Source organism: Marinigracilibium pacificum (genome assembly GCF_012926615.1).
In the GTDB taxonomy this organism is placed as follows: domain Bacteria; phylum Bacteroidota; class Bacteroidia; order Cytophagales; family Cyclobacteriaceae; genus Mangrovivirga; species Mangrovivirga pacifica.
This window is the reverse complement of record NZ_JABBNU010000008.1, coordinates 75,725-100,646: the sequence shown is the minus strand read 5'-3', so window position 1 is coordinate 100,646 and position 24,922 is coordinate 75,725. Positions and strand designations below refer to the sequence as shown.

The following is a 24,922-nucleotide window of genomic DNA, read 5'->3' as shown; positions in this document are numbered from 1 at the left end:
TTTATGATACCTGTAAAGTCGAAAGAACAAATAGAGATCATAAGGGAAAGTGCCGATATTTTAGGAAGGGCTCATGGTGAAGTAGCCAGAGCAGTAAAACCTGGAATAAGTACAAAAGCACTAGACAAGATAGCTGAAGAATATATTAAGGATCATCAAGGACATCCGTCCTTTTTGGGATATAGCGGGTTTCCCGCATCACTTTGTATATCAGTGAACGAAAACGTCGTTCACGGTATTCCCGGTGAGTACGTTTTGAAAGATGGTGATTTAGTTTCAATTGATTGTGGCGTTTTTTATAAAGGCTTCCACAGTGATTGTGCGTATACTTATGCAGTAGGTGAAGTAAGCGAAGATATAATGCGGCTGATTCGTATTACTCGCCAATCCTTATATGAAGGGATCCATGCTGCAGTAGCCGGAAACAGGATCGGTGATATAGGCTATGCTGTACAATCATTTGTCGAAAAAGAAGGTTATTCAGTTGTAAGAGAACTTGTTGGCCATGGTGTTGGTAAGAATCTACATGAAAAACCTGAAGTACCCAATTATGGGAAACGAGGTCGTGGAGCTAAATTAAAGCCGGGTTATGTATTAGCAGTAGAACCAATGGTAAATCTAGGGAAGAAAGGAATAATCCAGGAATCCGACGGATGGACTATAAGAACTGCAGATAGATTACCAAGTGCTCATTTTGAGCACACAATTGCCATTACCGAGGAAGGTGAGGCAGAAATTTTAACAACGCATCAATATATTGAAGATTATTTAAAAGAACAATATGGCGAAACAATCATCGATTGAACAAGACGGTACAATCACCGAAGCATTGTCAAATGCGATGTTCCGCGTGGAGCTTGAGAATGGGCACGAAGTTATCGCGCACATTTCGGGTAAAATGCGGATGAATTACATTAAAATATTACCAGGAGACAGAGTAAAATTAGAGATGTCTCCGTATGATTTAACAAAAGGTAGAATCGTTTACAGATACAAATAAAGTCATGAAGGTAAGAGCATCCGTAAAAAAGAGAAGCAGCGATTGTAAAATCGTACGCCGTAAAGGAAAGGTGTACGTTATTAACAAAAAGAACCCTAAGTTTAAACAAAGACAAGGATAATTATGGCACGTATTGCAGGAGTCGATATTCCGGATAATAAAAGGGGAGAAATTGCCCTTACATATATCTTCGGTATAGGAAAAAGTTCAGCTCAAAAGATTTTGTCTACTGCCGGGGTTGATAAGAACAAAAAAGTAAGCGAGTGGACTGACGACGAATCTACAGCGATTCGTAACGCCATCACTGGAAACTTTAAAGTAGAAGGTGTACTAAAGTCAGAAATTCAGCTTAACATTAAACGTCTATTAGACATCGGTTGTTACCGAGGATTACGTCACAGAAAAGGTTTACCTGTTCGTGGTCAAAAGACTAAGAATAACTCTAGAACTAGAAAAGGTAAGCGTAAAACTGTTGCTAACAAGAAAAAAGCTACTAAATAATAGTAAGTAGGATAGGATTACCTTCCTGAAAATTGTAGTGAAATATGGCTCAAAAAAGAAAAGATAAAGCAAAAAAGAGAGTAGTAGTTGTTGAGGCAGTTGGACAGGCTCACATTAAAGCCACCTTCAACAATATTATAATCTCAATGACCAATCAGGCCGGTCAAGTTATTTCATGGGCTTCTGCAGGTAAAATGGGCTTTAAGGGTTCTAAAAAGAACACACCTTATGCTGCTCAAACTGCTGCTCAAGATTGTGCTCAAAAAGCATACGATCTAGGTCTTCGTAAGGTTGAAGTATTCGTTAAAGGTCCTGGAGCTGGTAGAGAATCAGCAATCAGAACAATTCAAAACACTGGTATTGAGGTTACAATGATTAAAGACATTACTCCTCTACCTCACAACGGATGTCGTCCGCCTAAAAGAAGAAGAGTCTAATTTAATTAACTGAACGGAAAAAAATAATGGCTAGATATACAGGTCCAAAGGCTAAAATTGCCCGTAGATTCCAAGAAGCGATTTTTGGTCCTAGCAAAGCGCTTCAAAAGAAAAGTTACGGTCCGGGACAACACGGACGTAGCCGCAGAAGAAAGCAGTCTGAATACGCAATTCAGCTTGCAGAAAAACAAAAGGCGAAATATACTTATGGTGTATTAGAGAAGCAATTCTCAAATACATTCGAAAAAGCTACCAGAAAGAAGGGTGTAACCGGTGAGGTTCTTCTTCAATTATTGGAAGCTAGATTAGATAATACTGTTTATAGATTAGGTATTGCGCCTACTAGAAGGAGTGCAAGACAACTTGTTTCACACAAACACATTACAGTTAACGGAGAAATCGTTAACATACCATCTTACTCTTTGAAAGAAGGAGATGTAGTAGGAGTTCGTGAAAGAAGTAAATCTTTGGAAGCTATCACTAACTCTCTTGCTGCTGGAAGAAAGCAGTTTTCATGGCTAGAATGGGATGGAAAAGAGTTTGCTGGTAAATTCGTAACAATGCCTCAGCGTGAAGAGATTCCTGAAAACATTAAGGAACAATTGATCGTTGAATTGTACTCTAAATAATCCTTTGACTTAATATAAAGACTCGAAAAATATGTCCATTTTAGCATTTCAAATGCCCGAAAAGGTGGCGATGGAGAAAGCAGATGATTTTCACGGGCTTTTTACATTCAAACCACTTGAACCGGGCTATGGAGTTACCATAGGTAATGCGCTTAGAAGAATTCTCCTTTCCTCATTGGAAGGGTACGCCATCACCGGTATTAAAGTTCCGGACGTTCTACACGAATTCTCTTCTATCGAAGGGGTAGTAGAGGATGTATCTGAGATCATCCTAAACCTTAAGATGGTGAGGTTTAAAAAAGTAGGCGATCTTGTTGAAAATAAAATCACAGTAAAGGTTAGTGGTAGCAAAGAATTTAAAGCTGCAGATATCGGTGGAAATACCTCTGCCTTCGAAATTCTAAACCCAGACTTGGTGATTTGTCATATGGACGAGTCTGTTAATTTCGAAATCGAATTAACTGTTGATAAGGGTAGAGGGTACTTACCAGCTGAAGAAAACAGACCAGCTGAGCAGGTATTCGGATATATTCCAATAGATGCTATTTTCACGCCTATCAAAAATGTAAAGTTCAGCGTTGAAAATACTCGTGTTGAGCAAAAAACTGACTATGAAATGTTAGTGCTTGACATTGAAACTGACGGATCTATTCACCCGGAAGATGCACTAAAAGGAGCTGCAAACATTTTGATTCAGCACTTTATGCTATTCTCAGATCAAAATATGATTCTTGAAACTGAGAAGTCTGGTGAGCCTGAGCAAGTTGATGAAGAAATGCTTCACATGCGTAAGTTATTGAAAACTTCATTGAGTGATCTTGATTTATCTGTAAGAGCTTACAACTGCCTTAAAGCAGCTGATGTTAGAACTCTTGGAGACTTAGTAAGATTGGAAATCTCTGATATGATGAAGTTCCGTAACTTCGGTAAAAAGTCTCTTGCTGAACTTGAGCAATTAGTTCAAGAAAAAGGTTTGACGTTTGGAATGGATTTGTCGAAGTATAAACTTGACGAAGAGTAAGAAAAATGAGACACGGAAAAAAAATCAATCATTTGGGCAGAACTGCATCTCATAGAAAGGCAATGCTTTCTAATATGGCTAGTTCTCTCATACTACATAAGCGAATCACGACGACTGTTGCTAAAGCAAAAGCGCTTAGAAAATATGTAGAGCCTTTGATCACTAAAGCAAAGGCAGATTCTACTCACTCTCGTCGTGTTGTTTTCAGCTACCTACAAAACAAACATTCTGTTGATGCATTATTCAACGAAGTAGCTGATAAGGTTGCAAACAGACCAGGTGGATACACTAGAATTATCAAAATGAACAATCGTTTAGGTGATAATGCAGAAATGTGTATCATGGAGCTTGTAGACTACAATGAGTTAATGCTTACTGAAGAAAAATCTGCAGGTAAGAAAACTAGAAGAAGTAGAAGAGGTGGTTCTTCAACTTCAAAATCTACAGGTGCTAAGGCAGAATCTAAAAAAGAAGCTGCTGAGCCAAAAGCTGAAGCTAAATCTGAAGAGCCAAAAGCTGAAACTAAAAAGGCTGCTCCTAAGAAAGAAGCTAAAAAAGCTGAGCCAAAATCAAAATCTTCTGAAGAAAATACTGAAGATAAAGGTGAATAATACATATTTACCAAATAAAATTCAAAGGGAACAAACATTTGTTTGTTCCCTTTTTTATTTTTGCACAAATCATATTTCACAAATACATTATGACTACAGCCAAGTATAATCCACATTCTAAGGCAAGCTTATTACTTGAAGACGGTACTCTTTTACATGGTATATCTGTTGGGTACTCCGGTACTGCAGGCGGTGAGATCTGTTTTAATACAGGGATGACCGGTTATCAGGAGATATATACCGATCCTTCATATTATGGACAGGTAATTATTAACACTACTTCACACATTGGTAATTACAATGTTATCGATAAAGAAGAAGAGTCTGAGCATCCTCAAATTAGTGGAATTATAGTAAATGAGTTTTCTTGGAAAGGAAGTAGAAAAACTTCTGATGAAACACTCCATAATTATTTAGTTGAAAATAAGGTAGTAGGTATCGCTGACCTTGACACAAGAAAGTTAGTTAAACATGTAAGGACAAAAGGTGCAATGAATTGCATCATTAGTTCTGAATACCACACCAAAGAAGAATTGGAGAAGGAATTAAAAAAAGTCCCTTCAATGCTAAACCTTGAATTGAGTACAAAGGTAACTGCAAATGAGCCTTACTTTGTTGGTGATCCAAATGGAATTAAAGTAGCTGTTCTTGATTTAGGTTGCAAAAGAAGTATTCTACAGAATATGACTTCAAGAGGGATTTACTGTAAAGTATTTCCTGCTCAAACTTCATTCAAGGAAATGAGTGAGTGGAAACCAAAGGGATATTTTATTAGTAATGGCCCTGGTGATCCGGCTGCAACTGAATATGCTATCAAAACAGTTAAAGAGATTCAAGAAAGTGGAAGTCCAATGTTTGGCATTTGTCTTGGTCATCAAATGATTGCCTTGGCTAACGATGTTGAAACATATAAAATGCACCATGGTCATAGAGGATTAAATCACCCGGTAAAAAACCTTTTAACAGGAAAGAGTGAAATCACCTCTCAAAACCATGGTTTCTCTGTGAGTATGGAGTCAGTTGAAAAACATCCAAATGTTGAAATAACACACATTAACCTCAATGATAATACAGTAGAAGGTATCAGAATTAAAGATAAAAAAGTCTTTTCTGTACAATATCACCCCGAAGCTGGACCTGGTCCTCATGATTCACTGTATTTATTTGATGATTTTATCGCGTTAATGAACTAAAAACAAAAACTATGAGTTTAATCGAAAGTATCCACGCCAGACAAATTCTGGACTCACGTGGGAATCCAACAATTGAAGTGGACGTAACTACAGAAAATGGTTTTGTAGGTAGGGCAGCAGTTCCATCTGGAGCCAGTACGGGCATAAATGAAGCGGTTGAATTACGAGATGGGGATAAGAGTATGTTCGGGGGTAAAAGTGTATTTAAAGCTGTTGATAACGTAAATGAAGTTATTGCTCCTGAATTGGTTGGATTTGATGTTTATGAGCAAAACATGATCGATAAGATTATGATTGAGCTTGATGGCACCGATAATAAAGGAAAGCTTGGAGCTAATGCTATTTTAGGTGTTTCTCTTGCTGTTGCTAAAGCTGCTGCAATGGAATCAGGGCAGTCATTATATCGATACATTGGAGGGTCAAACGCGCATGTTTTACCTGTTCCAATGATGAATATTATTAATGGTGGATCTCACTCAGATGCTCCTATTGCATTCCAGGAGTTTATGATTCGTCCTGTAGGTGCTCCTTCATTTAGTGAAGCAATGAGAATGGGAACAGAGATTTTCCATGAGTTAAAAAAGATATTGAAAGCAAAAGGCTTAAGTACTGCTGTTGGCGATGAAGGTGGATTTGCCCCTGATTTCACTGGTGGAACTGAAGAAGCTCTTGATACTGTAATCAAAGCCATCGAAGGAGCGGGATATAAGCCTGGTTCTGAAGTTACTTTGGCTCTAGATTGTGCCTCTTCGGAATTCTATGAGGATGGTGTATATAACTATGCTAAATTCGAAGGCGAAAACGGTAAAAAGCGAAACAAAGAAGAGCAGGTCGAATATCTGGCTGAACTAATTGAAAAATATCCAATTGATTCTATCGAGGATGGTTGTGCAGAAGAAGATTGGGATGGCTGGAACTTGCTAACTAGCAAAATTGGAAGTAAATGTCAGCTTGTAGGTGATGATTTATTTGTAACCAATGTGAAATTCTTGAAAAGAGGAATTGAAGAGAAATCAGCAAACAGTATCCTAATCAAAGTTAATCAAATCGGAACTCTTACTGAGACTCTAGAAGCAATTGATATGGCTCACAGAGCTGGTTTTACTGCAGTTATTAGTCACAGAAGTGGTGAGACTGAAGATGCAACAATTGCTGATATCGCAGTTGCAACAAATGCTGGTCAGATAAAAACTGGTTCACTTTCAAGAAGTGATAGAATGGCTAAGTATAACCAATTATTGAGAATTGAAGAAGAACTTGCTGAGGTTGCTAAATATCCTACTATTAGTAAGTAAGTCAAAAAATAAATTAAAGTATTAAAGCTGTAAACTATTGTTTACAGCTTTTTTTATTGAAAGTGTCAGGAAGGATTATTATTTTACTTAAAAGCACATATCTTTGACTGTATAAATATTTTTGAGATGTTAGAGTTGGAAAGATTTTTAAGTAGGCTAAAAAGTAAATTGTCAAATATTTATGTGATGAGTTTATTAGTGTTTTTGGTTTGGATGTTATTTTTTGATAATACCAACTTCATAACTACCTATAAGCTCCGCTCGAAGCTTAATAATCTGGAAAAAGAGAAGGAGTATTATCAGGATAATATTCAACAGGTTGAAAAGGATCGTAATGAATTACTAAGTAATACAGAACTCCTTGAGAAGTTTGCCAGAGAAAGATATTTCATGAAAAAAGAATCAGAAGATCTTTATATTATCGTAGACAATAAAGATTAAATATGAAAACACTATCAGCCAGCCTATTATTTATTTTTCTTTTAACATTCTCAGCTTATTCTCAAGAGTATTATAAAGAAAAGAAAGACACTACAGTCACTGAAACCCAAAAAACTCCCAAAAGACAATCTACTGTACAAGAGGATGAAGTTTCTTTTGCACAAAGATTAAGGTTTGGAGGAAATCTAGGGCTTGGGTTTAATCCATTTTATATTGACGCGGCTCCTTCAATTGGTTATGTTGTCAGTAGTAAATTCATGGCTGGTGTAGGTATTCGTTATTTATATGTGAAATATGAAGACAATTTCTACGGTGACTTCTCCTACAGTTCTTATGGTGGTAGCCTATGGGCGAATTATTTTCTCCTTGATAATATATTCTTAAGATCGGAATTTGAGAGTCTAAGAGTTGACTTTATTGAAGATAACCGAAAACAACGAGAATGGGTTCCTTCTTTGTTTCTTGGAGGCGGATACCTTCAGCCAATAGGTAGAACCGGTTCAGGTGTATTTTTATCTGTCATGTATAATGTTTTACATGATGATTTAAAATCACCATATGGTAGTCCATTAGTTGTTAGAGCCGGTATTATGCTATAATAATTATTTATTTAGCTTCAGGTAATTCAACGTCTAATTTTTCAGATAAAACTTTAAGGCTATCTACAACAGGCTGTAGTAAAGGAATACCATTTACACTTCTTTCTTTTTCAAACTCACGCTCAGGATCGCCTGGTATTTTGACCTGATTTTTACTGTCAATTGGGTTAGTTTCTCTAAAACGCTTAATCCAATTATCCATATGGTTTAGGAAATCTTCTTTAGGCCTGAAAGCATCTACCCTCATAGCGCCGAAGAAATGACCTAGTCCTTCGCCAACCGGATTGTCAGATACTGGGAGGAAACTAACAAAAGGAGGTACCCATGGTCCATAGTTTGCGCCAGATAAAACGCCAGATAAAATATCGACAATAGAGCCAAGAATATATCCTTTATGACCAGCATTTTCGGGAGAACCACCTAGTGGTAATAAGGCTCCTCCTGATTTTACAGCTTCAGGATCAGTAGTCTGGTTTCCATCCTGGTCTTGTACCCAGCCCAATGGAGCTTCTTGATTCTTTCGTTGTAATATTTCTAGTTTTCCATTCGCAGCTGTAGTAGTTGCCATGTCTGCAATGAATGGAGTTTCTTTATTCGTCGGAATAGCTACACTTATAGGGTTTGTACCAAGCATGCGTTCTTTACCATAAGTTGGAGCTACTAATGGACTCGCGTTCGTAAAGCTAAAACCAATCATGTCTTTTTCAAGGGCCATCATGCTATGATATCCGGCTATCCCATAATGATTTGAGTTTTTTACTGCTACCCATCCTGTTCCTACATTTTCAGCCTTTTGCATAGCTAATTTCATAGCTTGAGGTCCAACAACCAGACCAAGGCCACTGTCGCCATCAATTACAGCCGTAGATGGAGTTTCGTGAACAACTTTAATTTCAGGTTTGGGGTTTACCCTTTTAGATTCCCATAGCCGGACATAACCAATTAGTCTTGCTATGCCATGAGAGTCTACACCTCTTAAGTCTGCTGACAATAATGTTTTTGTTGCTTGTTCAGCATCCATAGGATCACATCCAATTGCCAGAAAAATATTATATGCGAATTTGTATAGTTCCTGATAGGAGTATAAAGTAGTCATGCTTTATTTGCTTTCTTCTTTCACTAAAACTTCTTGAAGAAGGCCTTCTTTCAATGATGCCGGAGATATTCTTATTTTTCCTAGTTCCAAAGTGTTGAGTACATACTTAATGAGTACCACCGCAACAACGATCATATCAACTCTCAATGGAATCATGCCAGGTATCTGAAGTCTTTCTTCTCTGGACTTGCCAATAAGTCCGCGGTAAATTTCCTCAAAATCATCTAAATCAAGCCATAAATCAGCTTTAATTTTATTGTATTTTAACGGGAATTTCTCACAAGAAATATCATTTAGTGTATCAAAACTACCTGAAGCACCAATTAAAACAACCGGGTGATATTTTTCGCAAGCATCAATTAAAGGCGCAAGCATAATATCCAGGTAGTTCCTCAATTCATTTATATTGCTTTCAGACATAGGATCAGATGACTGAAACATATCCACAAGTCTTTGCCCACCTATTTCAAATGATTGCTTCCAGAAGATATTATCTTCATTACAAATTATAAATTCAACACTGCCTCCACCGATATCCAGAATTAATGATCGGTCATCACCAATATATAAGGCTGATTTTACACCATGATAAATATATTCAGCTTCCTTGTCTCCGTCAATAATTTCAACCTTGATGCCAAATCTATCCAGTATTTCATCTGCAATCTCCTGTCCGTTTTTAGCATTTCTCATTGCGCTGGTTGCAGTAGCATAAATATTGTCAACTTTGAGATCATTGATAACTCTTTTGAAATATCCAATAGCTTCAAAACCTCTTTTTTGTGCTTCCTCAGTTATAAAGCCCTTAGAAATGCCACCTCTACCAATCCCAACAGCCATTTTTTCTTTATGTAAAACCTCAATTTGATGGTTTACAACTCTTACAATGAGCAGGTGCCAGGTGTTTGTGCCCAGATCTATGACAGCGGTTCTTTGATTGTCCATTTGTTTTTAAAAAATCTGCGAAATTTAGGTATTTTTAAACTCGATACAAAACATAACAGAATGCATTTGAAATTTTGGGTGTATAAGCCTGAAGTTATCTATATTTGATAAACAAATAAACCCATTTTAAAACATGAGTTCAGATTCTGAAAAAAATAAAGCTATATATACTCTACCAACAAGAGAGGAAAAATTCGAATTATTAGCAAGAAAGAATAAAGAAGCGGAACAAGGAGGTGGAGAAGCTCGAATCAAGTCACAACACGAGAAAGGTAAGCTGACAGCAAGAGAAAGAATTGAGCTTCTGCTTGATGAAAATTCATTTGAAGAGATTGGTAAGTTTGTAATGCACCGAGCCAAAGACTTTGGGCTGGACAAGCAGCATTATTTAGGTGACGGTGTCGTTACTGGGTATGGTAAAATCCATGGAAGACCTGTATATGTTTTTTCTCAGGATTTTACAGTTTTTGGAGGTTCTCTTTCTGAGACACATGCTGAGAAAATTGTAAAAATAATGGATCTGGCCATGAAAAATGGCATTCCTGTGATAGGGCTTAATGACTCAGGAGGAGCCAGAATTCAAGAGGGAGTTGTTTCATTGGCAGGATATGCTGATATATTTTATAGAAACGTAAGAGCCTCAGGTGTAATCCCTCAAATTTCGGCTATTATGGGTCCTTGTGCAGGAGGTGCAGTTTATTCTCCAGCTATTACTGACTTTATTATGATGGTTGAAAATACCTCATACATGTTTGTAACAGGGCCAAACGTAGTTAAGACTGTTACTCAGGAGGATGTTACTGCAGAAGAGTTGGGTGGTGCTAGCACACATAGTACTAAAAGTGGTGTTACACATTTTTCATGCGCTAATGAGGTTGAGTGTATAAATAATATCAAGAAACTGTTGAGTTATATTCCACAAAACTGTGAGGAGTTACCTCCTTCAGTTCCTTATGAGGTGAAGTCGGATGAAACAAGAAAAGTACTTGATGAAATAGTTCCTGATAATCCAAACCAGCCTTATGACATAAAGGAAGTGATTGATGGTATTGTTGATGAAAATTCGTTTTTTGAAGTTCATAAAAATTATGCTGAAAACATTGTCGTAGGATTTGCCAGGTTAGCAGGAAGAAGTATTGGTATTGTTGGGAACCAGCCTGCTTCTTTAGCTGGTGTGTTAGATATTAATGCAAGCCAGAAGGCAGCTCGATTTGTCAGATTCTGTGATAGTTTTAATGTTCCATTATTAGTTCTTGAGGATGTGCCGGGATTCTTACCTGGAACAGATCAGGAATGGAACGCTATTATTACAAATGGCGCTAAACTTTTATATGCATTTAGTGAGGCTACCGTTCCTAGAGTGACTGTTATTACAAGGAAAGCCTATGGTGGAGCTTATGATGTTATGAATTCAAAGCACATTGGTGCGGACTTCAACTTTGCATGGCCAACTGCTGAAATTGCGGTTATGGGAGCGAAGGGAGCTTCTGAGATTATTTTTAGAAAAGAAATTGCTGAGGCTGAAGATAGAGATGCTAAGCATCAGGAGAAAATAGATGAATACACAGCTAAGTTTGCTAACCCTTATCGTGCCGCACACCGTGGTTATGTAGACGAGGTTATATTACCTCATAATACGCGTAAAAAGCTTATTAATGCTTTTGAAATGCTTCAAAATAAGGTGGATAATTTGCCTCGTAAAAAGCACGGTAATATTCCACTATAATTATTCAAGATATCTTTATATGGCAACCTGTTTACAGGTTGCCTTTTTCATAAATCAGAGAAAATATGGATGATAAAAGTTTTAAGTTCTTAAAAGAATATTTAGATAATGCATCGCCTACCGGTTTTGAAACTCCGGGACAGCAAATCTGGCTCGACTATCTGAAGCCATATATCGATGAATATATCACTGATGTTTATGGTACAGCTGTTGGGGTAATAAATCCAGGGAAAGAGTATAAAGTAGTTATAGAAGCACATGCAGATGAGATTAGCTGGTTTGTGCATTATATAACTGATGAAGGGTATATATATGTAAGAAGGAATGGTGGTTCTGATCATCAAATTGCTCCTTCGAAAAAAGTCAATATCCATACTGAAAAAGGAGTTGTAAAAGGGGTGTTTGGATGGCCAGCTATCCATATCAGGCAGCAAGACAAGGAAGAAACTCCTTCAATGAAAAATATTTGTATCGACATTGGAGCAGATTCCAAAGAAGAAGTAGAGAAACTTGGTGTTCATGTTGGCTGTGTAATTACATTTGATGATAATTTTACTGTACTTAATGACAGATATTATACAGGTAGAGCGCTTGATAATCGCATTGGTGGGTTTATGATTGCAGAGGTAGCCCGAAGGTTAAAAGAAAACAAAGTTGAACTTCCTTTTACCCTTTATGTTGTTAATGCAGTACAGGAAGAAATTGGTCTGAGAGGAGCTCAAATGATTGCTCAACGACTAAAGCCTGATGTAGCAATTATTACTGATGTATGCCACGATACTCATTCACCAATGTATAATAAGAAGGAGCAGGGTGATTTTAAATGTGGCAGAGGGCCAGTTATTACTTACGGTCCTGCAGTACAAAATAATCTTTTGAAAATGGTAGTTGATACAGCTCAAAAGAGTAAGATTCCTTTTCAAAGGTTAGCAGCAAGTCGTTCAACAGGTACTGATACTGATTCTTTTGCGTATAGTAATGAGGGTGTTGCTTCATCTTTAATCTCGTTGCCTTTAAAATATATGCATACAACTGTTGAAATGGCTCATAAAGATGACGTTGAAAATGTGATTCGCCTAATGTATGAATTCGTTCTTCAGCTGGAAGCAGGCCATGACTTCAGATACATCAAATAATATAATAGTAAAAGATATGATGAACAGGGATGTGGTGTTACCATCTTTCCCTGTTCGTATTGTTTCTTTGGTTCCATCTCTCACGGAATTGTTGTCTGATCTAGATCTAGAAGATGAAGTTATTGGGATAACAAAATTTTGTGTACATCCTGCCTCTTGGAGAAAGGAAAAGGTAATTATTGGAGGAACAAAAAATCCAAAGCTGGATAAAATCCAAAGTTTAAACCCGGATCTTATCATTGCAAACAAGGAAGAGAATAACGAGTCTGATATCATTGAACTCGAAAAAAAGTTTCCGGTTTATGTCAGTGATATACAGACCATTGATGATGCGTTAAGAATGATAAAGGACATTGGTGAGCTTACCTTTAGGTCAGTACAAGCTAATAAAATTGTTAATCAAATCAGAAACAAGTCTGTAAGTCTTAATAGTGAAAAGCGTAGCTGTTTATATTTTATCTGGAAGGATCCATGGATGATTGCAGGTAAGGATACTTTTATTACGGAGATGCTGGGTAATGCCGGGTATAAAAATCTATGTCCTCACACAAGGTATCCGATATTAGATGAGTCATTAAAACGATTGACACCCGATGAAATTTTACTAAGTAGTGAGCCCTATCCATTCAAAGAGAAGCATTTTTCAGAAATAGCTTCTATGTTTCCTGATTCTAAAATCAGAATCGTTGATGGAGAATATTTTTCCTGGTACGGCAGCCGAATGCTTGGTGCATTCGACTACTTCAGGACATTAAATTCATAATTAGCTTATAGTAAAACCAGCTTGTTTCATGTGATCCCAGAATGTTGGGTATGATTTTGCTACTACGTCACCGTCAGCAATTTCTACATTCATTTTAGTAGCTAGAGGTGCAAATGCCATAGCCATTCTATGATCATCATAGGTTTCTACTTTTATCAAATCCGGTAAGTCATCATTGGATGGTGTCAATAGCCATTCTCCATTTTTTTCTTCAAGTGTAGCTCCAATTTTAGCCAGTTCGTTTTGAAGTGCTTGAATTCTATCAGTTTCTTTTATTCTTAAACTTTCTAATCCTTTAAGATGACACTGAATCTTTTTTGCAGCACAGACTACAGCGACTGTTTGTGCAAGATCCGGACAATGAGTGAAATCAATATGTATGACATCATCATGATCGCATTTTGTGAGTGTTATGCCATCTTCCGTAAATTCTGATTTTACACCCAGGCTTTTCATTATAGACGTAATTACATGATCACCCTGAAAGCTGTTCTTTCGAAGTCCTTTTAGCTTGATTTGAGCACTATCAGCAAGTGAAACAAGGCTGAACCAATAACTGGCACCAGACCAGTCACTTTCTATGGTGTATTGATTTGGTTTATAATTCTGATGAGGGATAGTGATAATATTGTCTGTCCAGTCAGCTTTTACTCCATATACTTCCATTAATCCAAGAGTCATATCAACATAAGGTTTGCTTCCTAGTTTACCTTTGATAGTGATTTTTAAACCATTTGGTAACACTGGGGCTATCATTAATAATGCTGATATATATTGAGAGCTTATATCACCTTTTATTGAAATTTCATCAGAAGCTTGGCCTTTGAATGCATTAATTTTTAAAGGAGGGTATCCTTCTTCACCAACATACTTAATGTCTGCTCCAATTGATCTCAAAGCCTCAACCAGAATGCCGATTGGTCTTTGGCACATTCTTGGGGTACCCGTCATAATTGAGGCTTTGTCTTTAATAGACATAAAAGCTGTTAAAAACCTCATTGTCGTTCCGGCATCAATTACGTCGAGAGTGTCTTCCTGAGTATTTAACAACTTGTTCATTGTTTGGGTGTCTCTTGCTTCCGAAAGGTTTAATATAGTATTTGTTGTTCCGGCAAGTGATTCTATTATTAAAGCTCTGTTGCTTTCACTCTTACTTGCAACAGGAGTTATTTCAACATTATCAATGTTTTTCTTTTTCTCTATCTTGAGACTGGACATGATTAAGTTATTGTTAATTAATTCGTTAATTTCAACAATTTCGGCACGGTTTTCGTTATATTATTATAGAAACTGAAATTTCATTTAAAATAATAAGCCTATGAAAACATCTGTTACCGGAAAATTTTTCACATTAATGGCTGGTGCTGCAATCGGCACAACCATTGGATTTTTATTAGCCCCAGGAAAAGGTGACGACACAAGACGATCACTACTTTTTAAAGCAAAAAATATTAGAAATAATTTAAATGCTTTAACTGGAAATAAACCAACTGACGAGCGAAGATATGCAGAATCAAACGATCCGTCAGACAATCAACTTTTAGGTGTCTGATCAGAATAAAGAGTTGTAATTTGCATATACTTCTCAATTGCTATTTTAATTTCATTTAATTCAATCTCATGATCATATGTGCTTTTACCTATGCCGTGTAAAAGCACAAAACTGATCTTGTCTGAATTATTCTTTTTATCGTGAAGACAGTTCTTCGCAATTTCATCTACAGCATCTTCGGGAATTGATATTAAAGGAAAGTGACTCAATATATAATCATTGATTTCCTCAAATTCGTTTTCCGAAAGATTAGTATGCTTTATACTCAAAAATGCTTCAGCAATCATGCCTGCAGCAATGGCTTCGCCATGTAAGCATGAGTCATCACCATGTTTTTCAAGAAACCAGCTTTCAATTGCATGCCCGATGGTATGTCCGAAGTTTAAGATTTTTCTTAATCCTTTTTCAGTCGGATCTGCATTTACTACTTCGCCTTTAATTCCCACAGCGGTGCGAGTGATCTCATTCCAGTTATCAATGTTATGAGGGTTTGTGTTTTTTAGCATTTCCCACCATTCACGATTTGAAATTAAAGCATGTTTGACAACTTCGGCAAAACCTGAAAGCAATTGTCTTTCAGGGAGTGTGTCAAGAAACTGGTTGTTAATTATTACCATATCAGGATTCTGGAATAGGCCGATATGATTTTTTAATCCCTTGAAGTCAATTCCCAGCTTTCCACCAATAGAGGCATCAACTTGCGAAAGTAATGTAGTAGGGATATTCATGAATTTTATTCCTCTTTTATAAGTAGATGCACAAAATCCACCCATATCTCCAATAACACCACCTCCAAGGTTTAGTAATAAGGCCTTTCTATCTGCATTTGCTTTGGTAAGACTATCCCAAATAGTAACACAAGTGTCAAGAGTCTTATTTGATTCTCCTGATTTAATTTGTATTAATTGATATGGTGTATTCAGTTTTAATAATGGCAAGCAATGTTTTTCAGTATTTTCATCAACCAGAATAAATACTTTTGATACCTTATTATTTGAAATAAAGTTATCTATGATATTAGTTATATCTGCTTCAAATAAAATATAGTTTGGTATCATGCTTTTTTATGATTCTTATTCATTATTTGAGTTTGAGTTTTGATGGATTCATCATGGAGCAGTGAAATTAATTTATTAACAAATTCAGAATCCATTCCCAAAGCTCTCCCCCATTCTTCTCTTGTGTTGTAAACTTCATCCCACCTTTGAACCTGGAAAATAGCTACATTATTATCCTTTTTATATTCACCTATTTGTTCAACTAATTTCATGCGGGTAGCAATTACTTCCAAAAGTTCTCTATCAGCCTGATCAATTCGAGACCTTATATCCTCTAGTCTGTTGGTGAATAATTCGTCATCAGTGTTAGAGATTCTTGCGTTCAGGTCTTTGACAATCTCTTTTAGCATATAAGGAGATACCTGCTGTTTTGCATCGCTCCAAGCATTTACCGGGTCGCGGTGAGTTTCAATCATTAAACCGTCGTAACCAAGATCGAGCATTTTTTGAGACAAGTCATAGATCATTTCTCGGTCGCCTGCAATATGACTTGGGTCCCCAATAATTGGAATGCCTGGCATCAATCTTTTTAGTTCGATAGGTAATTGCCACATGGGCTCATTTCTGAATTTCGTTTTTTGAAAACTTGAGAACCCCCGGTGTATGGCTCCAATCCGGTTAATTCCAGCTCCAAACACGCGCTCTATAGCTCCCTGCCACAAGGCAAGGTCAGGGTTGATTGGGTTTTTAATTAGTACCGGAATATCAACCCCTTTAAGAGAATCGGCTATATCCTGAACTGTGAATGGGTTTACTGTAGACCTTGCACCAATCCATAAAATATCGATCCCATGCTTCAATGCCTCATCTACATGCTGAGGGTTAGCGACTTCTATGGCAAATTCTACATCAAGCTCCTTTTTCACATTTTGTATCCATTGGAGAGCTTCAGTTCCAATCCCTTCAAAAGAGTTAGGCCTGGTCCTGGGTTTCCAGACTCCGGCTCTCATAATGTTTATGCCTATATCTTTAATCCTTTTACAGGTGTCAAGTAGTTGCTCTTCAGTCTCAGCACTACAAGGCCCGGAAATGATTAAAGGCCTAGGGATTTCACTACTCCATGTGTCAATTGGCTTGATATTCATCTATCAAATTAAATTTTTGGTGAATTTTACTACATAATAAACACTTTTTAAGAACTTCAGGTTTTATCTTTGCATCGAAATTTAATAAACTGTTTCTATGAACGAGTTGTCATTTGAAAATACTGAAATAGCATTTAGCCATAAAGATGATGCAGAGTTAAAAAAGTCGTATCTGATTTTTAAAGCTATGAATTCACCACTGTTGGTAAAAGTAGGTACTTTTTTTATGAAATCCGCAATAAAAATAAACTTTCCTGTGAAGCCATTCATTAAATGGAACGTTTTTCAACAATTTTGTGGAGGTGAGTCAATTAAAGATTGTGAACATACGATAAATCTTTTAAAAAGCAGAGGCGTAGGTACAATTCTTGATTATTCAGTAGAAGGAGAAAAGAGCGAGAAAGGGTTTGAGGCGACAACGAAAGAAATTCTTAAGACAATAGATCGTTCAGCTGGTTCTAAGGAAATTCCTTTTTCAGTTTTTAAAGTTACGGGTATTGGGGCTTTTGATCTTTTGGCTAAAGTTCAGGCTGAAGAGAAATTGTCCTCAAAAGAGCAAGAGGCATTTAAGAAACTAAAAGAGAGGTTTCACAGGATTTGTAAATATGCATACGACAATGATGTCAGAATCCTTGTTGATGCCGAGGAAACCTGGATCCAAAAGGTGATTGATGACCTTACATATGAAATGATGGCTCTTTACAATAAAGAGAAGGCTATTATTTATAATACTTATCAAATGTATTGTAGAGCATCTTTAAAAAATCTGAAGGATGCATTTCATGATGCTACTATGCATCAATATTGGTTGGGTGCTAAGCTTGTTCGTGGGGCATACATGGAAAAAGAAAGGGACAGAGCTGAAGAGATGGGCTACCCTGATCCTATTCAACCTACAAAGCAGGCTTCAGATGATGATTTTAACAGCGCATTGAAATTTTGCACAGACAATAAACAGCGAATTGCAGTTATTTGTGGTTCTCATAATGCTTATAGTAATTCATTATTGACAGAATTAATGGATAAGCATAGCGTTAAGCATGATGATGAACGTTTTTATTTTGCTCAGCTATATGGTATGAGTGATAATATTTCATTTAATCTTGCTGACCGTGGCTTTAATGTTGTGAAATATGTGCCTTATGGCCCTGTACAGTCTGTGATGCCATATTTAGTGCGAAGAGCTGAAGAGAATACATCAATTGCAGGGCAGTCGAGTAGGGAATATACTCTGGTAAGTACCGAGATGAAACGAAGAAACAAGAAATAAGTTTGTCGCAGTATTCCTTCAGAGACATATCGAAAGTTTATTTTGGAGAAAATCTGGCTGCTGTAAGGGGAGCTTCAATTGATCTAAACGAAGGTGAGGTTGTAGGAGTTATTGGCCCTAGTGGTTCCGGAAAATCTACACTTCTAAAACTTATCGGAGGCTTTATTGAGTCTGATTCAGGTGAATTTTATCAGGAGGGAGAAAAACTGCCTTCTGTTGAGGATTTACTGATTCCAGGCTTTGACGGAGTAAAATATTTGAGACAGGATTTTAAGCTAGATCCAAACGATACTGTAGCCCGCCGACTAAAATTTGCTCTTAGACATTATAATCAGGAATTTATAGAGGAAAGGTATGCTGAGTTGATTGATTTGACTCAGCTAAGACCTTATGAGTCCAAGATCTGCAAATTACTTAGTGGAGGGCAAAGGCAAAGGCTTGCATTGGCTGTAGCCATAGCAGAGTTTCCCGAATTGCTTTTGATGGACGAGCCTTTTAGTCAGTTAGACAGAGGTAATAAATTAAGGCTAATTACTGCTCTAAGAGAGTATCTCAGAAATAATAAAATCACTTCTGTTATCGTCACGCATCATCCTGAAGAATTATTTGGGCTTGCTGATCGAATCATTGTGATGAAGGATGGTGTTTTTATTGAAAGCGGCACTCCTGAAAACATATACCTTTCCCCTAAATATAAAATCACGGCTGAATTATTTGGACCTGTTAACTGGATGTCTGATAAGAACGGGGTATACAAAGGTTCAAGGTGGGAGGATACATTTCTCAAGCTGGAAAAATCATCAAATTCTAAACCAGCATTAATAAAAGAAAAGGTATTTGCGGGAAATAGCTTTCTTTATACATTTGAATTAGATGGTGAGGAATATCATGCATTTTCTGAAGAAGCATATGAATTAGATAGTGTAATTCATGTTGAGTTTGATCTGGACAAGTCTTTATCAGTTCGAAAATAGTTGATTTTTGACCTGAAAAATTAAATTATAATATTGGTTTCGACAAATATTAATCTATGAGGCTTCAATTTCATTGAATCTTAATTAATTTTGCACCTTTAATAACAAAAAAATAAAAATCCATGCAATTAAGCGAGCAGGAAATCGTACGCAGGCAAAAGCGAGAAGCTTTATTAAAATCTGGAATAAATCCTTATCCGTCAGAATTGTTCGAAGTAAATGTTTCAGCAAAGGACATTGAAGAAAATTACGAAAAGAATAAAACAGACTATAAGAATATTTCAATAGCTGGTCGATTAATGAGTCGGCGAATAATGGGATCAGCTTCATTTGCTGAATTGCAGGATTCTACTGGAAGAGTTCAATTATATTTCCGTCGAGATGATATCTGTGAAGGTGAAGATAAATCTCTTTATAATGATGTCTTCAAGAAAATGACTGATATCGGAGATATTATTGGAATCAAAGGATATGTTTTCACTACCCAAACTGGTGAGTTAACAATACATGTTACTGACTTTAAACTTTTAACAAAGAGCTTAAAGCCACTACCGATAGTTAAAGAAACTGAGGATGAAGAAGGAAATAAGAAAACCTATGATGCATTCTCTGATCCTGAAACGAGATATAGACAACGTTACGTTGATTTAATAGTAAACCCTGAAGTTAGAGAGACTTTCGTGAAAAGAACACGAATGGTTAATAGCATCAGGAGCTTCCTTGCAGATAAAGGGTATTTAGAGGTTGAAACGCCTATCCTGCAACCACTTTATGGTGGGGCTGCTGCCAGACCATTTAAAACTCATCACAATACTCTTGATATGACCTTGTATTTGCGAATTGCAAATGAATTATATCTGAAGAGATTGATTGTTGGGGGATATGATGGTGTATTTGAATTTGCCAAAGACTTCAGAAATGAAGGAATGTCAAGATTCCATAATCCTGAATTTACGCAGGTGGAACTATATGTTGCCTACAAGGATTATAACTGGATGATGGATCTTGTAGAAGAGATGGTAGAAAAAGCTGCTATTGATCTTCATGGCACAACAGCTGTCAAGGTTGGAAAGAATACGATTGATTTCCAGCGCCCTTGGAAAAGATATACCATGTTTGAGTCTATAGAAGAGTTTACTGGTATAGATATTTCAGCTATGGACGAGGCAGAACTTCGAAAGACAGCAACTGAATTAAGTATTGAAGTTGATGATTCAATGGGGAAAGGAAAACTTATTGATGAAATCTTTGGTGAAAAAGTTGAGCCTAATTTAATCCAGCCAACATTTATTACTGATTATCCTGTTGAAATGTCTCCTTTGGCTAAGAAGCATGCTGATAAGGAAGGGCTTGTTGAGCGATTTGAAGCGATTTGTAATGGAAAGGAAATTTGTAATGCGTTTTCTGAGCTTAATGATCCTATAGACCAAAGAGAAAGATTTGAAGCCCAGCTTGAATTAGGTAAGCGAGGTGATGATGAAGCAATGGTTCTTGATGAGGACTTTTTGAGAGCTTTGGAATATGGTATGCCTCCAACAGCAGGTTTGGGTATTGGTATTGACCGTCTGGCAATGATCATGACAAACTCTGGTTCAATTCAAGATGTATTGTTTTTCCCACAAATGAAGCCGGAAAAGAAAGCTATTGTAGCCACAGTAGAAGATTATGTAAATATTGGCGTGAGGGAAGACCTTATTCCAATTCTTCAGAATCTAGGGCTTACAACACTTGATAAAATAAAAGAGGCAAATGCAAATAAATTATTTAATGATGTTTGCGGGACTCGTAAAAAAATGAAACTTAAGGATGTTAAAAACCCTACCAAAGAAGAAGTTGAGGAATGGATCTCGGCTTTAAATGGGTAATTAAATTCTAATAAAAAAATAAAAAAGCTGTCTGATTCAGACAGCTTTTTTTATATCAGTTTTATTTGACTTCTATATTATTAGAAATTAAATGAAGGGTTGTCTCTGAAGTTTCTGTTTCTGGTTAATTTCAAGTCTTGTAGCATACTTGATCTTACACGGATCTCAAAATTAAATGACTGGAAGGTTCCAAAAGGTACCCAGGTAACATTCATTACCCAGCAGTGTAAGTTTCTATTGATACCAATTGTGGTTTGAGAGAAATCTTTAGTTCTGAAATCATACCCAGAGCTAAAGTTTATTTTCCAGTTTTCTGTCAAACTAAAGTCACCACTAAACCGAACATTTTGAGATATTTCAGCATCCTCAAAACCTCTTTTAGAATACGATAGGTTATAATTAATTCTTAAATTCCATGGTATTGACCAATCTAGATATAGGTCAGGATTAGCATTTATTCTACTAATGGTTTCTTGTAGTTCTAGGTTTCCTGAAGCTATTTCATCCATCTCATCTCTTCTTTCATTATCACTTTGTCTTCCTTTGCCATTAAGGTTGGTAGATAGTGCAAGACTTGCAGAAGATAATTGACCGATACCTCTTCCTTCATTCCATGCGTATTTATTAACTCTTCTTTGAGTAATATCTCCATCTTCCTGATTAATCCCTGTTAATTCGTAAACATACGGATCTACCCTTAAAGGGATGTTAAGGCTTAATTTTCTGTTAAATAAAGATGTTCTGAAACTAAAATTAAAAGTATTAAGATTAAATGAGTCAGCAGCAAAATTGTAGCCTGTACTAAAGCTAAAGTTTTCTATTAACGGAACTTTTTTATAAGGCTTTTCACTTGTAGAGTCATTTTTGTCAAGAATTTTAGCTTCAACATTGTTTGTTAAGCTAAAGCTAAGGCTTTGGCTTTCTCCTCTAGCAGGGGTTCCATAAGCATAGCCATCATATCTGGATCGAATTTCAGGCTGATCTTTTCCAGGTACCTCAATGGTCTGGTAATAACCATATTTTTCAGCCCCAAAATCAGGAGTATAGTTGTAAGCAAATGCAGGAGTCATTAAATGCCTAATAGCCTGTATTTTGGCACCTTGCTTGAATTGGTACGTTCCATAAATTCTTGTATTTAGAGAAGCGCTTGTTGAAAAATCATAAACTCTGTTAAAGCCACCTGAGGTGTCAGATACAACTCGATTAATCTCTTTATTATAACGATGGTTTAGTTTACTGAAATACCATCTTTCATTATAAGTAAAAGAAGGGTTGATAGTAAAATGCTTAAATATACTTGCTGAAGTTCCAATAGGAATTGAATGTCTGATGCCATTACGTGCTCTTTCAATAAAGAAAGGCATGTTTTCTGCATTAAACGGGAGAATTGTATCTCTTTCTATACCATAATAATCTCCATCAACTTTATTCGAAATCCTATTTGTTGCAGCCATATTATAGGATAATGATGTTGCCCCAATCAAACCTCTTGATTTTTTTGTAAGCGATCTTAGCGGGAAGATCCTGTTCATACCAAAACTTAGGTCAGGAAACTGTAAGTCAACTTCCTTTGTTTGTACATTCTGATTATATCTGGCTGAAGCAGAAAGATTAAATGGTGAGTTAGGGAAAATAGTCGAATAGGTAACTGCAGAGTTAAATGTTGCTCTTGTGTTAAGATTAGGGTTTAGTTCGTTATTCTGGTTATATGTTGACGTACCAGCATTCACACTTGCAGAAAACCTTGAATTTCCTTTTGATTGAGGAGTATGACTCCATCGCACCCAGAAATCTTTGGTAACGGAAGTATCACCTTCAATTCCTGAAGTCAGGCGATTATATGTGAAGTCAAAATTTCCATTATACGCATATCTCTTTTTATATGTCGTAGCAGCTCTAGCTCCCATACTACCCTTAGAATAAACTTCTGCTGTTAAAGCAAGCTTGACATATTGGCTGATGTTAAAATAATATCCAAAGTCACGAACGAAAAAACCTCTTCTTCTTTCTTCTCCAAAAGTTGGGAATATGACACCGGATGTACCGTCATTTTTTGTTTCAGTATCCGGAAACATTCCGAAGGCAAAGCCCAAAGGAGTAGGAACACCCATGAAATTTAAATTGAAAGGGCCTGATATTACTTTGTCATTAGGGATTACCTTTATTTCTCGGGATGAAATATAATAATGAGGTTCTATGTGGTTACAGGTGGTATACTTAGTTTTGCTGATGAAAATTTCATCTTTTTCATTTTTATACATTTGATCACCATGCATTATGGCTTCACCTTGCTTTGTTACAATTCCTTCAACAATCGCACGTTCTGTTTTAAAGTTATATTTTAGTTTTCTGACGTAATATGTTTGGGTACCCTCATTGAAGACTGGTTGACCTCTTACTTTACCGGTAGAGTCCTGAACTCCTTCAGCTGATAAAGATTGTTCTTCATAATCAATAACAATTCTATCAGCTTCAAGCTTTATATCTTCATAGGTTATCCAAGCGTCATTATAAAGGTATACTTTATTTGAAACCACATCCATGATTGTGGAATCTTTGGCAAAGTATTTGATTTCACCAGATAGACCTGATGGGTTTGAGGTTTTGGCAGAAAGATCTACCTCCAGGGTATCTGCAGAATTTTCAGGTACTGTATCCTTTTGATTTAGGATATCATCAGTTAAATTTCGGGTTTCATTGCTTACGGAACTAGAGTCAGAATTGACATTTAGGCCCTGAGCAAAACCAGAAATAGTTGAAAATATTAGAAATATGTAAAAAAATCTCGTAACCAAATAAGAAGGTGATTTTTTATACTTTGATGAAAAATTTACAATTTTGCGTAAAGTTATGCGATTCGGCAAAAACAACAGTACAATAGTGAAAAATAATATACTATTCTTAAGCATTTGCTTTTTTTTATTCTTTGGTTCGTTCATTCCGTTGGAAAGAGCTGAAAATAAAATTGACGTTATAGTAATTGATGCAGGACACGGAGGGAAAGACCCAGGTACCCATGGCAATATTTCTAAAGAAAAAAATGTTGCACTAAATATTGCGCTCAAACTTGGTGCCACACTCGAAAATTATCTCGATGGAGTAAGAATAATTTATACAAGAGATAATGATTCCTTTCTAGAATTATATCAAAGAGCGGAATTGGCAAATAAAAATAACGCTGACCTTTTTGTTTCAATCCATTGTAACTGGGTAGGAAACCCTAAAATTCATGGCACCGAGACTTATGTAATGGGATTGCATAAATCTGAAAGTAATATGCAGGTGGCGAAAAGGGAAAATGAAGCTATCTTATTTGAAGATAATTATCAGGAAAACTACGAGGGTTTTGATCCGAACTCACCTGAAAGTGCCATTTTATTCTCATTATATCAGGATGCTTACCTGGAGAATAGTTTGAAATTGGCCGAAAGAATAGAAACTCAATTTTCAGAAAGAGCGGGAAGACGTAGTAGAGGGGTAAAGCAAGCTGGTTTTGCCGTATTATGGAGAACTTCAATGCCTTCTGTATTGGTGGAAACAGGTTATCTTAGTAACCAAAAGGAAGAAAATGAGTTAAATAAGGAGTTGGTTCAAGAATATATCGCTTCTGGTATTTTTAGGGCGATAAGAGATTATAAGGAAGAAATGGAATCAAGAAATTAGTCAGATTTCTTGGAGGAGGCAGATATAAACATCAACTTTAAAAAAGGTATATTGCAATACCC

The 24,922-nt window shown here is 36.5% G+C and carries 26 protein-coding genes; 20 read left to right on the top strand and 6 right to left on the bottom strand.

The window, feature by feature from the left end:
* Positions 1 to 3 precede the first annotated feature (3 nt).
* The 12 genes from map (at position 4) to HH304_RS13415 (ending at position 7,727) form a co-directional block, all read left to right on the top strand.
* Positions 4 to 804: a type I methionyl aminopeptidase gene (gene map / locus HH304_RS13470; RefSeq protein WP_169682512.1), complete on the top strand. Its 801-nt coding sequence runs from the start codon at positions 4 to 6 to the stop codon at positions 802 to 804.
* On the top strand, positions 782 to 1,000 hold the full coding sequence (infA, locus tag HH304_RS13465) for a translation initiation factor IF-1 (protein ID WP_169682510.1): 219 nt from the start codon (positions 782 to 784) through the stop codon (positions 998 to 1,000). Before map ends, infA begins: the two co-directional genes overlap by 23 nt.
* 4 nt (positions 1,001 to 1,004) lie before the next feature.
* A complete protein-coding gene (ykgO, locus tag HH304_RS13460; protein ID WP_137089645.1) occupies positions 1,005 to 1,121 on the top strand; it encodes a type B 50S ribosomal protein L36 in 117 nt (38 codons plus the stop codon).
* Positions 1,122 to 1,123: 2 nt separating this feature from the next.
* Positions 1,124 to 1,501, top strand: a complete 378-nt coding sequence (gene rpsM, locus HH304_RS13455) for a 30S ribosomal protein S13 (RefSeq protein ID WP_169682508.1) — start codon at positions 1,124 to 1,126, stop codon at positions 1,499 to 1,501.
* A gap of 44 nt (positions 1,502 to 1,545) precedes the next feature.
* A complete protein-coding gene (rpsK, locus tag HH304_RS13450; RefSeq protein WP_169682506.1) occupies positions 1,546 to 1,938 on the top strand; it encodes a 30S ribosomal protein S11 in 393 nt (130 codons plus the stop codon).
* Positions 1,939 to 1,964: 26 nt separating this feature from the next.
* Complete coding sequence (gene rpsD, locus HH304_RS13445; RefSeq protein ID WP_169682505.1) at positions 1,965 to 2,567, top strand: 30S ribosomal protein S4; 603 nt, start codon at positions 1,965 to 1,967, stop codon at positions 2,565 to 2,567.
* Positions 2,568 to 2,598: 31 nt separating this feature from the next.
* The gene (locus tag HH304_RS13440) at positions 2,599 to 3,588 is read left to right on the top strand and encodes a DNA-directed RNA polymerase subunit alpha (RefSeq protein WP_169682502.1); all 990 of its coding nucleotides are present in this window, start codon (positions 2,599 to 2,601) and stop codon (positions 3,586 to 3,588) included.
* Positions 3,589 to 3,593: 5 nt separating this feature from the next.
* Positions 3,594 to 4,199 (top strand): 50S ribosomal protein L17, encoded by a 606-nt coding sequence (gene rplQ, locus HH304_RS13435; protein WP_169682500.1) that lies wholly within the window; start codon positions 3,594 to 3,596, stop codon positions 4,197 to 4,199.
* 89 nt (positions 4,200 to 4,288) lie between these two features.
* Positions 4,289 to 5,392: a glutamine-hydrolyzing carbamoyl-phosphate synthase small subunit gene (carA, locus tag HH304_RS13430; protein WP_169682498.1), complete on the top strand. Its 1,104-nt coding sequence runs from the start codon at positions 4,289 to 4,291 to the stop codon at positions 5,390 to 5,392.
* Between the two features lie 11 nt (positions 5,393 to 5,403).
* Complete coding sequence (gene eno, locus HH304_RS13425) at positions 5,404 to 6,687, top strand: phosphopyruvate hydratase (protein ID WP_169682496.1); 1,284 nt, start codon at positions 5,404 to 5,406, stop codon at positions 6,685 to 6,687.
* A gap of 126 nt (positions 6,688 to 6,813) precedes the next feature.
* The gene (locus tag HH304_RS13420; protein ID WP_271711621.1) at positions 6,814 to 7,128 is read left to right on the top strand and encodes an FtsB family cell division protein; all 315 of its coding nucleotides are present in this window, start codon (positions 6,814 to 6,816) and stop codon (positions 7,126 to 7,128) included.
* Between the two features lie 2 nt (positions 7,129 to 7,130).
* Positions 7,131 to 7,727, top strand: a complete 597-nt coding sequence (locus tag HH304_RS13415) for a hypothetical protein (RefSeq protein WP_169682494.1) — start codon at positions 7,131 to 7,133, stop codon at positions 7,725 to 7,727.
* A 7-nt stretch (positions 7,728 to 7,734) separates the two neighbouring features.
* Here HH304_RS13415 and HH304_RS13410 read toward each other — a convergent pair whose 3' ends face one another.
* Positions 7,735 to 8,823 carry an Ldh family oxidoreductase gene (locus HH304_RS13410; protein ID WP_169682492.1) on the bottom strand — a complete coding sequence of 363 codons (1,089 nt, stop codon included), beginning with the start codon at positions 8,821 to 8,823 and terminating at the stop codon, positions 7,735 to 7,737.
* A gap of 3 nt (positions 8,824 to 8,826) precedes the next feature.
* Positions 8,827 to 9,768, bottom strand: a complete 942-nt coding sequence (locus tag HH304_RS13405; RefSeq protein ID WP_169682490.1) for a Ppx/GppA phosphatase family protein — start codon at positions 9,766 to 9,768, stop codon at positions 8,827 to 8,829.
* A gap of 133 nt (positions 9,769 to 9,901) precedes the next feature.
* Between HH304_RS13405 and HH304_RS13400 the strand changes: the two genes are divergently transcribed.
* From HH304_RS13400 to HH304_RS13390, 3 genes are all read left to right on the top strand, one after another.
* On the top strand, positions 9,902 to 11,494 hold the full coding sequence (locus HH304_RS13400) for an acyl-CoA carboxylase subunit beta (protein ID WP_169682488.1): 1,593 nt from the start codon (positions 9,902 to 9,904) through the stop codon (positions 11,492 to 11,494).
* Positions 11,495 to 11,559: 65 nt separating this feature from the next.
* Positions 11,560 to 12,630 (top strand): M42 family metallopeptidase, encoded by a 1,071-nt coding sequence (locus HH304_RS13395; RefSeq protein WP_169682486.1) that lies wholly within the window; start codon positions 11,560 to 11,562, stop codon positions 12,628 to 12,630.
* On the top strand, positions 12,578 to 13,393 hold the full coding sequence (locus HH304_RS13390; protein ID WP_271711620.1) for a helical backbone metal receptor: 816 nt from the start codon (positions 12,578 to 12,580) through the stop codon (positions 13,391 to 13,393). The genes HH304_RS13395 and HH304_RS13390 overlap by 53 nt, the downstream gene beginning before the upstream one ends.
* Here the strand turns inward: HH304_RS13390 and aroA are convergent, their stop codons facing one another.
* Positions 13,394 to 14,611, bottom strand: a complete 1,218-nt coding sequence (gene aroA, locus HH304_RS13385) for a 3-phosphoshikimate 1-carboxyvinyltransferase (RefSeq protein WP_169682484.1) — start codon at positions 14,609 to 14,611, stop codon at positions 13,394 to 13,396.
* Positions 14,612 to 14,711: 100 nt separating this feature from the next.
* Here aroA and HH304_RS13380 point away from each other — a divergent pair, with 100 nt between their 5' ends.
* Positions 14,712 to 14,945: a YtxH domain-containing protein gene (locus HH304_RS13380; protein ID WP_169682482.1), complete on the top strand. Its 234-nt coding sequence runs from the start codon at positions 14,712 to 14,714 to the stop codon at positions 14,943 to 14,945.
* Here the strand turns inward: HH304_RS13380 and aroB are convergent.
* Together aroB and HH304_RS13370 are read right to left on the bottom strand one after the other, a co-directional pair.
* Positions 14,927 to 16,003 carry a 3-dehydroquinate synthase gene (aroB, locus tag HH304_RS13375; RefSeq protein ID WP_169682480.1) on the bottom strand — a complete coding sequence of 359 codons (1,077 nt, stop codon included), beginning with the start codon at positions 16,001 to 16,003 and terminating at the stop codon, positions 14,927 to 14,929. The two genes, HH304_RS13380 and aroB, sit on opposite strands and share 19 nt — an antisense overlap.
* Complete coding sequence (locus HH304_RS13370) at positions 16,000 to 17,088, bottom strand: bifunctional 3-deoxy-7-phosphoheptulonate synthase/chorismate mutase type II (RefSeq protein WP_169682478.1); 1,089 nt, start codon at positions 17,086 to 17,088, stop codon at positions 16,000 to 16,002. The genes aroB and HH304_RS13370 overlap by 4 nt, the downstream gene beginning before the upstream one ends.
* A 97-nt stretch (positions 17,089 to 17,185) precedes the next feature.
* On the opposite strand from HH304_RS13370, the gene HH304_RS13365 reads away from it, so the two are divergent.
* The 3 genes from HH304_RS13365 to lysS all read left to right on the top strand — a co-directional run bounded on the left by HH304_RS13365 (position 17,186) and on the right by lysS (position 21,197).
* Positions 17,186 to 18,358: a proline dehydrogenase family protein gene (locus HH304_RS13365; protein WP_169682476.1), complete on the top strand. Its 1,173-nt coding sequence runs from the start codon at positions 17,186 to 17,188 to the stop codon at positions 18,356 to 18,358.
* A 2-nt stretch (positions 18,359 to 18,360) separates the two neighbouring features.
* Positions 18,361 to 19,332 (top strand): ABC transporter ATP-binding protein, encoded by a 972-nt coding sequence (locus tag HH304_RS13360; RefSeq protein WP_169682475.1) that lies wholly within the window; start codon positions 18,361 to 18,363, stop codon positions 19,330 to 19,332.
* Positions 19,333 to 19,454: 122 nt separating this feature from the next.
* A complete protein-coding gene (lysS, locus tag HH304_RS13355; protein WP_169682473.1) occupies positions 19,455 to 21,197 on the top strand; it encodes a lysine--tRNA ligase in 1,743 nt (580 codons plus the stop codon).
* An 80-nt stretch (positions 21,198 to 21,277) separates the two neighbouring features.
* On the opposite strand, the gene HH304_RS13350 is transcribed toward lysS, so the two are convergent.
* Positions 21,278 to 23,992: a putative LPS assembly protein LptD gene (locus HH304_RS13350; protein WP_169682471.1), complete on the bottom strand. Its 2,715-nt coding sequence runs from the start codon at positions 23,990 to 23,992 to the stop codon at positions 21,278 to 21,280.
* A gap of 85 nt (positions 23,993 to 24,077) precedes the next feature.
* On the opposite strand from HH304_RS13350, the gene HH304_RS13345 reads away from it, so the two are divergent.
* A complete protein-coding gene (locus tag HH304_RS13345; RefSeq protein ID WP_333908757.1) occupies positions 24,078 to 24,860 on the top strand; it encodes an N-acetylmuramoyl-L-alanine amidase family protein in 783 nt (260 codons plus the stop codon).
* The last annotated feature ends 62 nt before the right edge of the window (positions 24,861 to 24,922 follow it).

Coding starts and splice junctions, on each gene's coding strand:
- map (WP_169682512.1), top strand. CDS start 4: ATGATACCTGTAAAGTCGAAAGAACAAATAGAGATCATAAGGGAAAGT.
- infA (WP_169682510.1), top strand. CDS start 782: ATGGCGAAACAATCATCGATTGAACAAGACGGTACAATCACCGAAGCA.
- ykgO (WP_137089645.1), top strand. CDS start 1,005: ATGAAGGTAAGAGCATCCGTAAAAAAGAGAAGCAGCGATTGTAAAATC.
- rpsM (WP_169682508.1), top strand. CDS start 1,124: ATGGCACGTATTGCAGGAGTCGATATTCCGGATAATAAAAGGGGAGAA.
- rpsK (WP_169682506.1), top strand. CDS start 1,546: ATGGCTCAAAAAAGAAAAGATAAAGCAAAAAAGAGAGTAGTAGTTGTT.
- rpsD (WP_169682505.1), top strand. CDS start 1,965: ATGGCTAGATATACAGGTCCAAAGGCTAAAATTGCCCGTAGATTCCAA.
- HH304_RS13440 (WP_169682502.1), top strand. CDS start 2,599: ATGTCCATTTTAGCATTTCAAATGCCCGAAAAGGTGGCGATGGAGAAA.
- rplQ (WP_169682500.1), top strand. CDS start 3,594: ATGAGACACGGAAAAAAAATCAATCATTTGGGCAGAACTGCATCTCAT.
- carA (WP_169682498.1), top strand. CDS start 4,289: ATGACTACAGCCAAGTATAATCCACATTCTAAGGCAAGCTTATTACTT.
- eno (WP_169682496.1), top strand. CDS start 5,404: ATGAGTTTAATCGAAAGTATCCACGCCAGACAAATTCTGGACTCACGT.
- HH304_RS13420 (WP_271711621.1), top strand. CDS start 6,814: ATGTTAGAGTTGGAAAGATTTTTAAGTAGGCTAAAAAGTAAATTGTCA.
- HH304_RS13415 (WP_169682494.1), top strand. CDS start 7,131: ATGAAAACACTATCAGCCAGCCTATTATTTATTTTTCTTTTAACATTC.
- HH304_RS13410 (WP_169682492.1), bottom strand. CDS start 8,823: ATGACTACTTTATACTCCTATCAGGAACTATACAAATTCGCATATAAT.
- HH304_RS13405 (WP_169682490.1), bottom strand. CDS start 9,768: ATGGACAATCAAAGAACCGCTGTCATAGATCTGGGCACAAACACCTGG.
- HH304_RS13400 (WP_169682488.1), top strand. CDS start 9,902: ATGAGTTCAGATTCTGAAAAAAATAAAGCTATATATACTCTACCAACA.
- HH304_RS13395 (WP_169682486.1), top strand. CDS start 11,560: ATGGATGATAAAAGTTTTAAGTTCTTAAAAGAATATTTAGATAATGCA.
- HH304_RS13390 (WP_271711620.1), top strand. CDS start 12,578: ATGAATTCGTTCTTCAGCTGGAAGCAGGCCATGACTTCAGATACATCA.
- aroA (WP_169682484.1), bottom strand. CDS start 14,611: ATGTCCAGTCTCAAGATAGAGAAAAAGAAAAACATTGATAATGTTGAA.
- HH304_RS13380 (WP_169682482.1), top strand. CDS start 14,712: ATGAAAACATCTGTTACCGGAAAATTTTTCACATTAATGGCTGGTGCT.
- aroB (WP_169682480.1), bottom strand. CDS start 16,003: ATGATACCAAACTATATTTTATTTGAAGCAGATATAACTAATATCATA.
- HH304_RS13370 (WP_169682478.1), bottom strand. CDS start 17,088: ATGAATATCAAGCCAATTGACACATGGAGTAGTGAAATCCCTAGGCCT.
- HH304_RS13365 (WP_169682476.1), top strand. CDS start 17,186: ATGAACGAGTTGTCATTTGAAAATACTGAAATAGCATTTAGCCATAAA.
- lysS (WP_169682473.1), top strand. CDS start 19,455: ATGCAATTAAGCGAGCAGGAAATCGTACGCAGGCAAAAGCGAGAAGCT.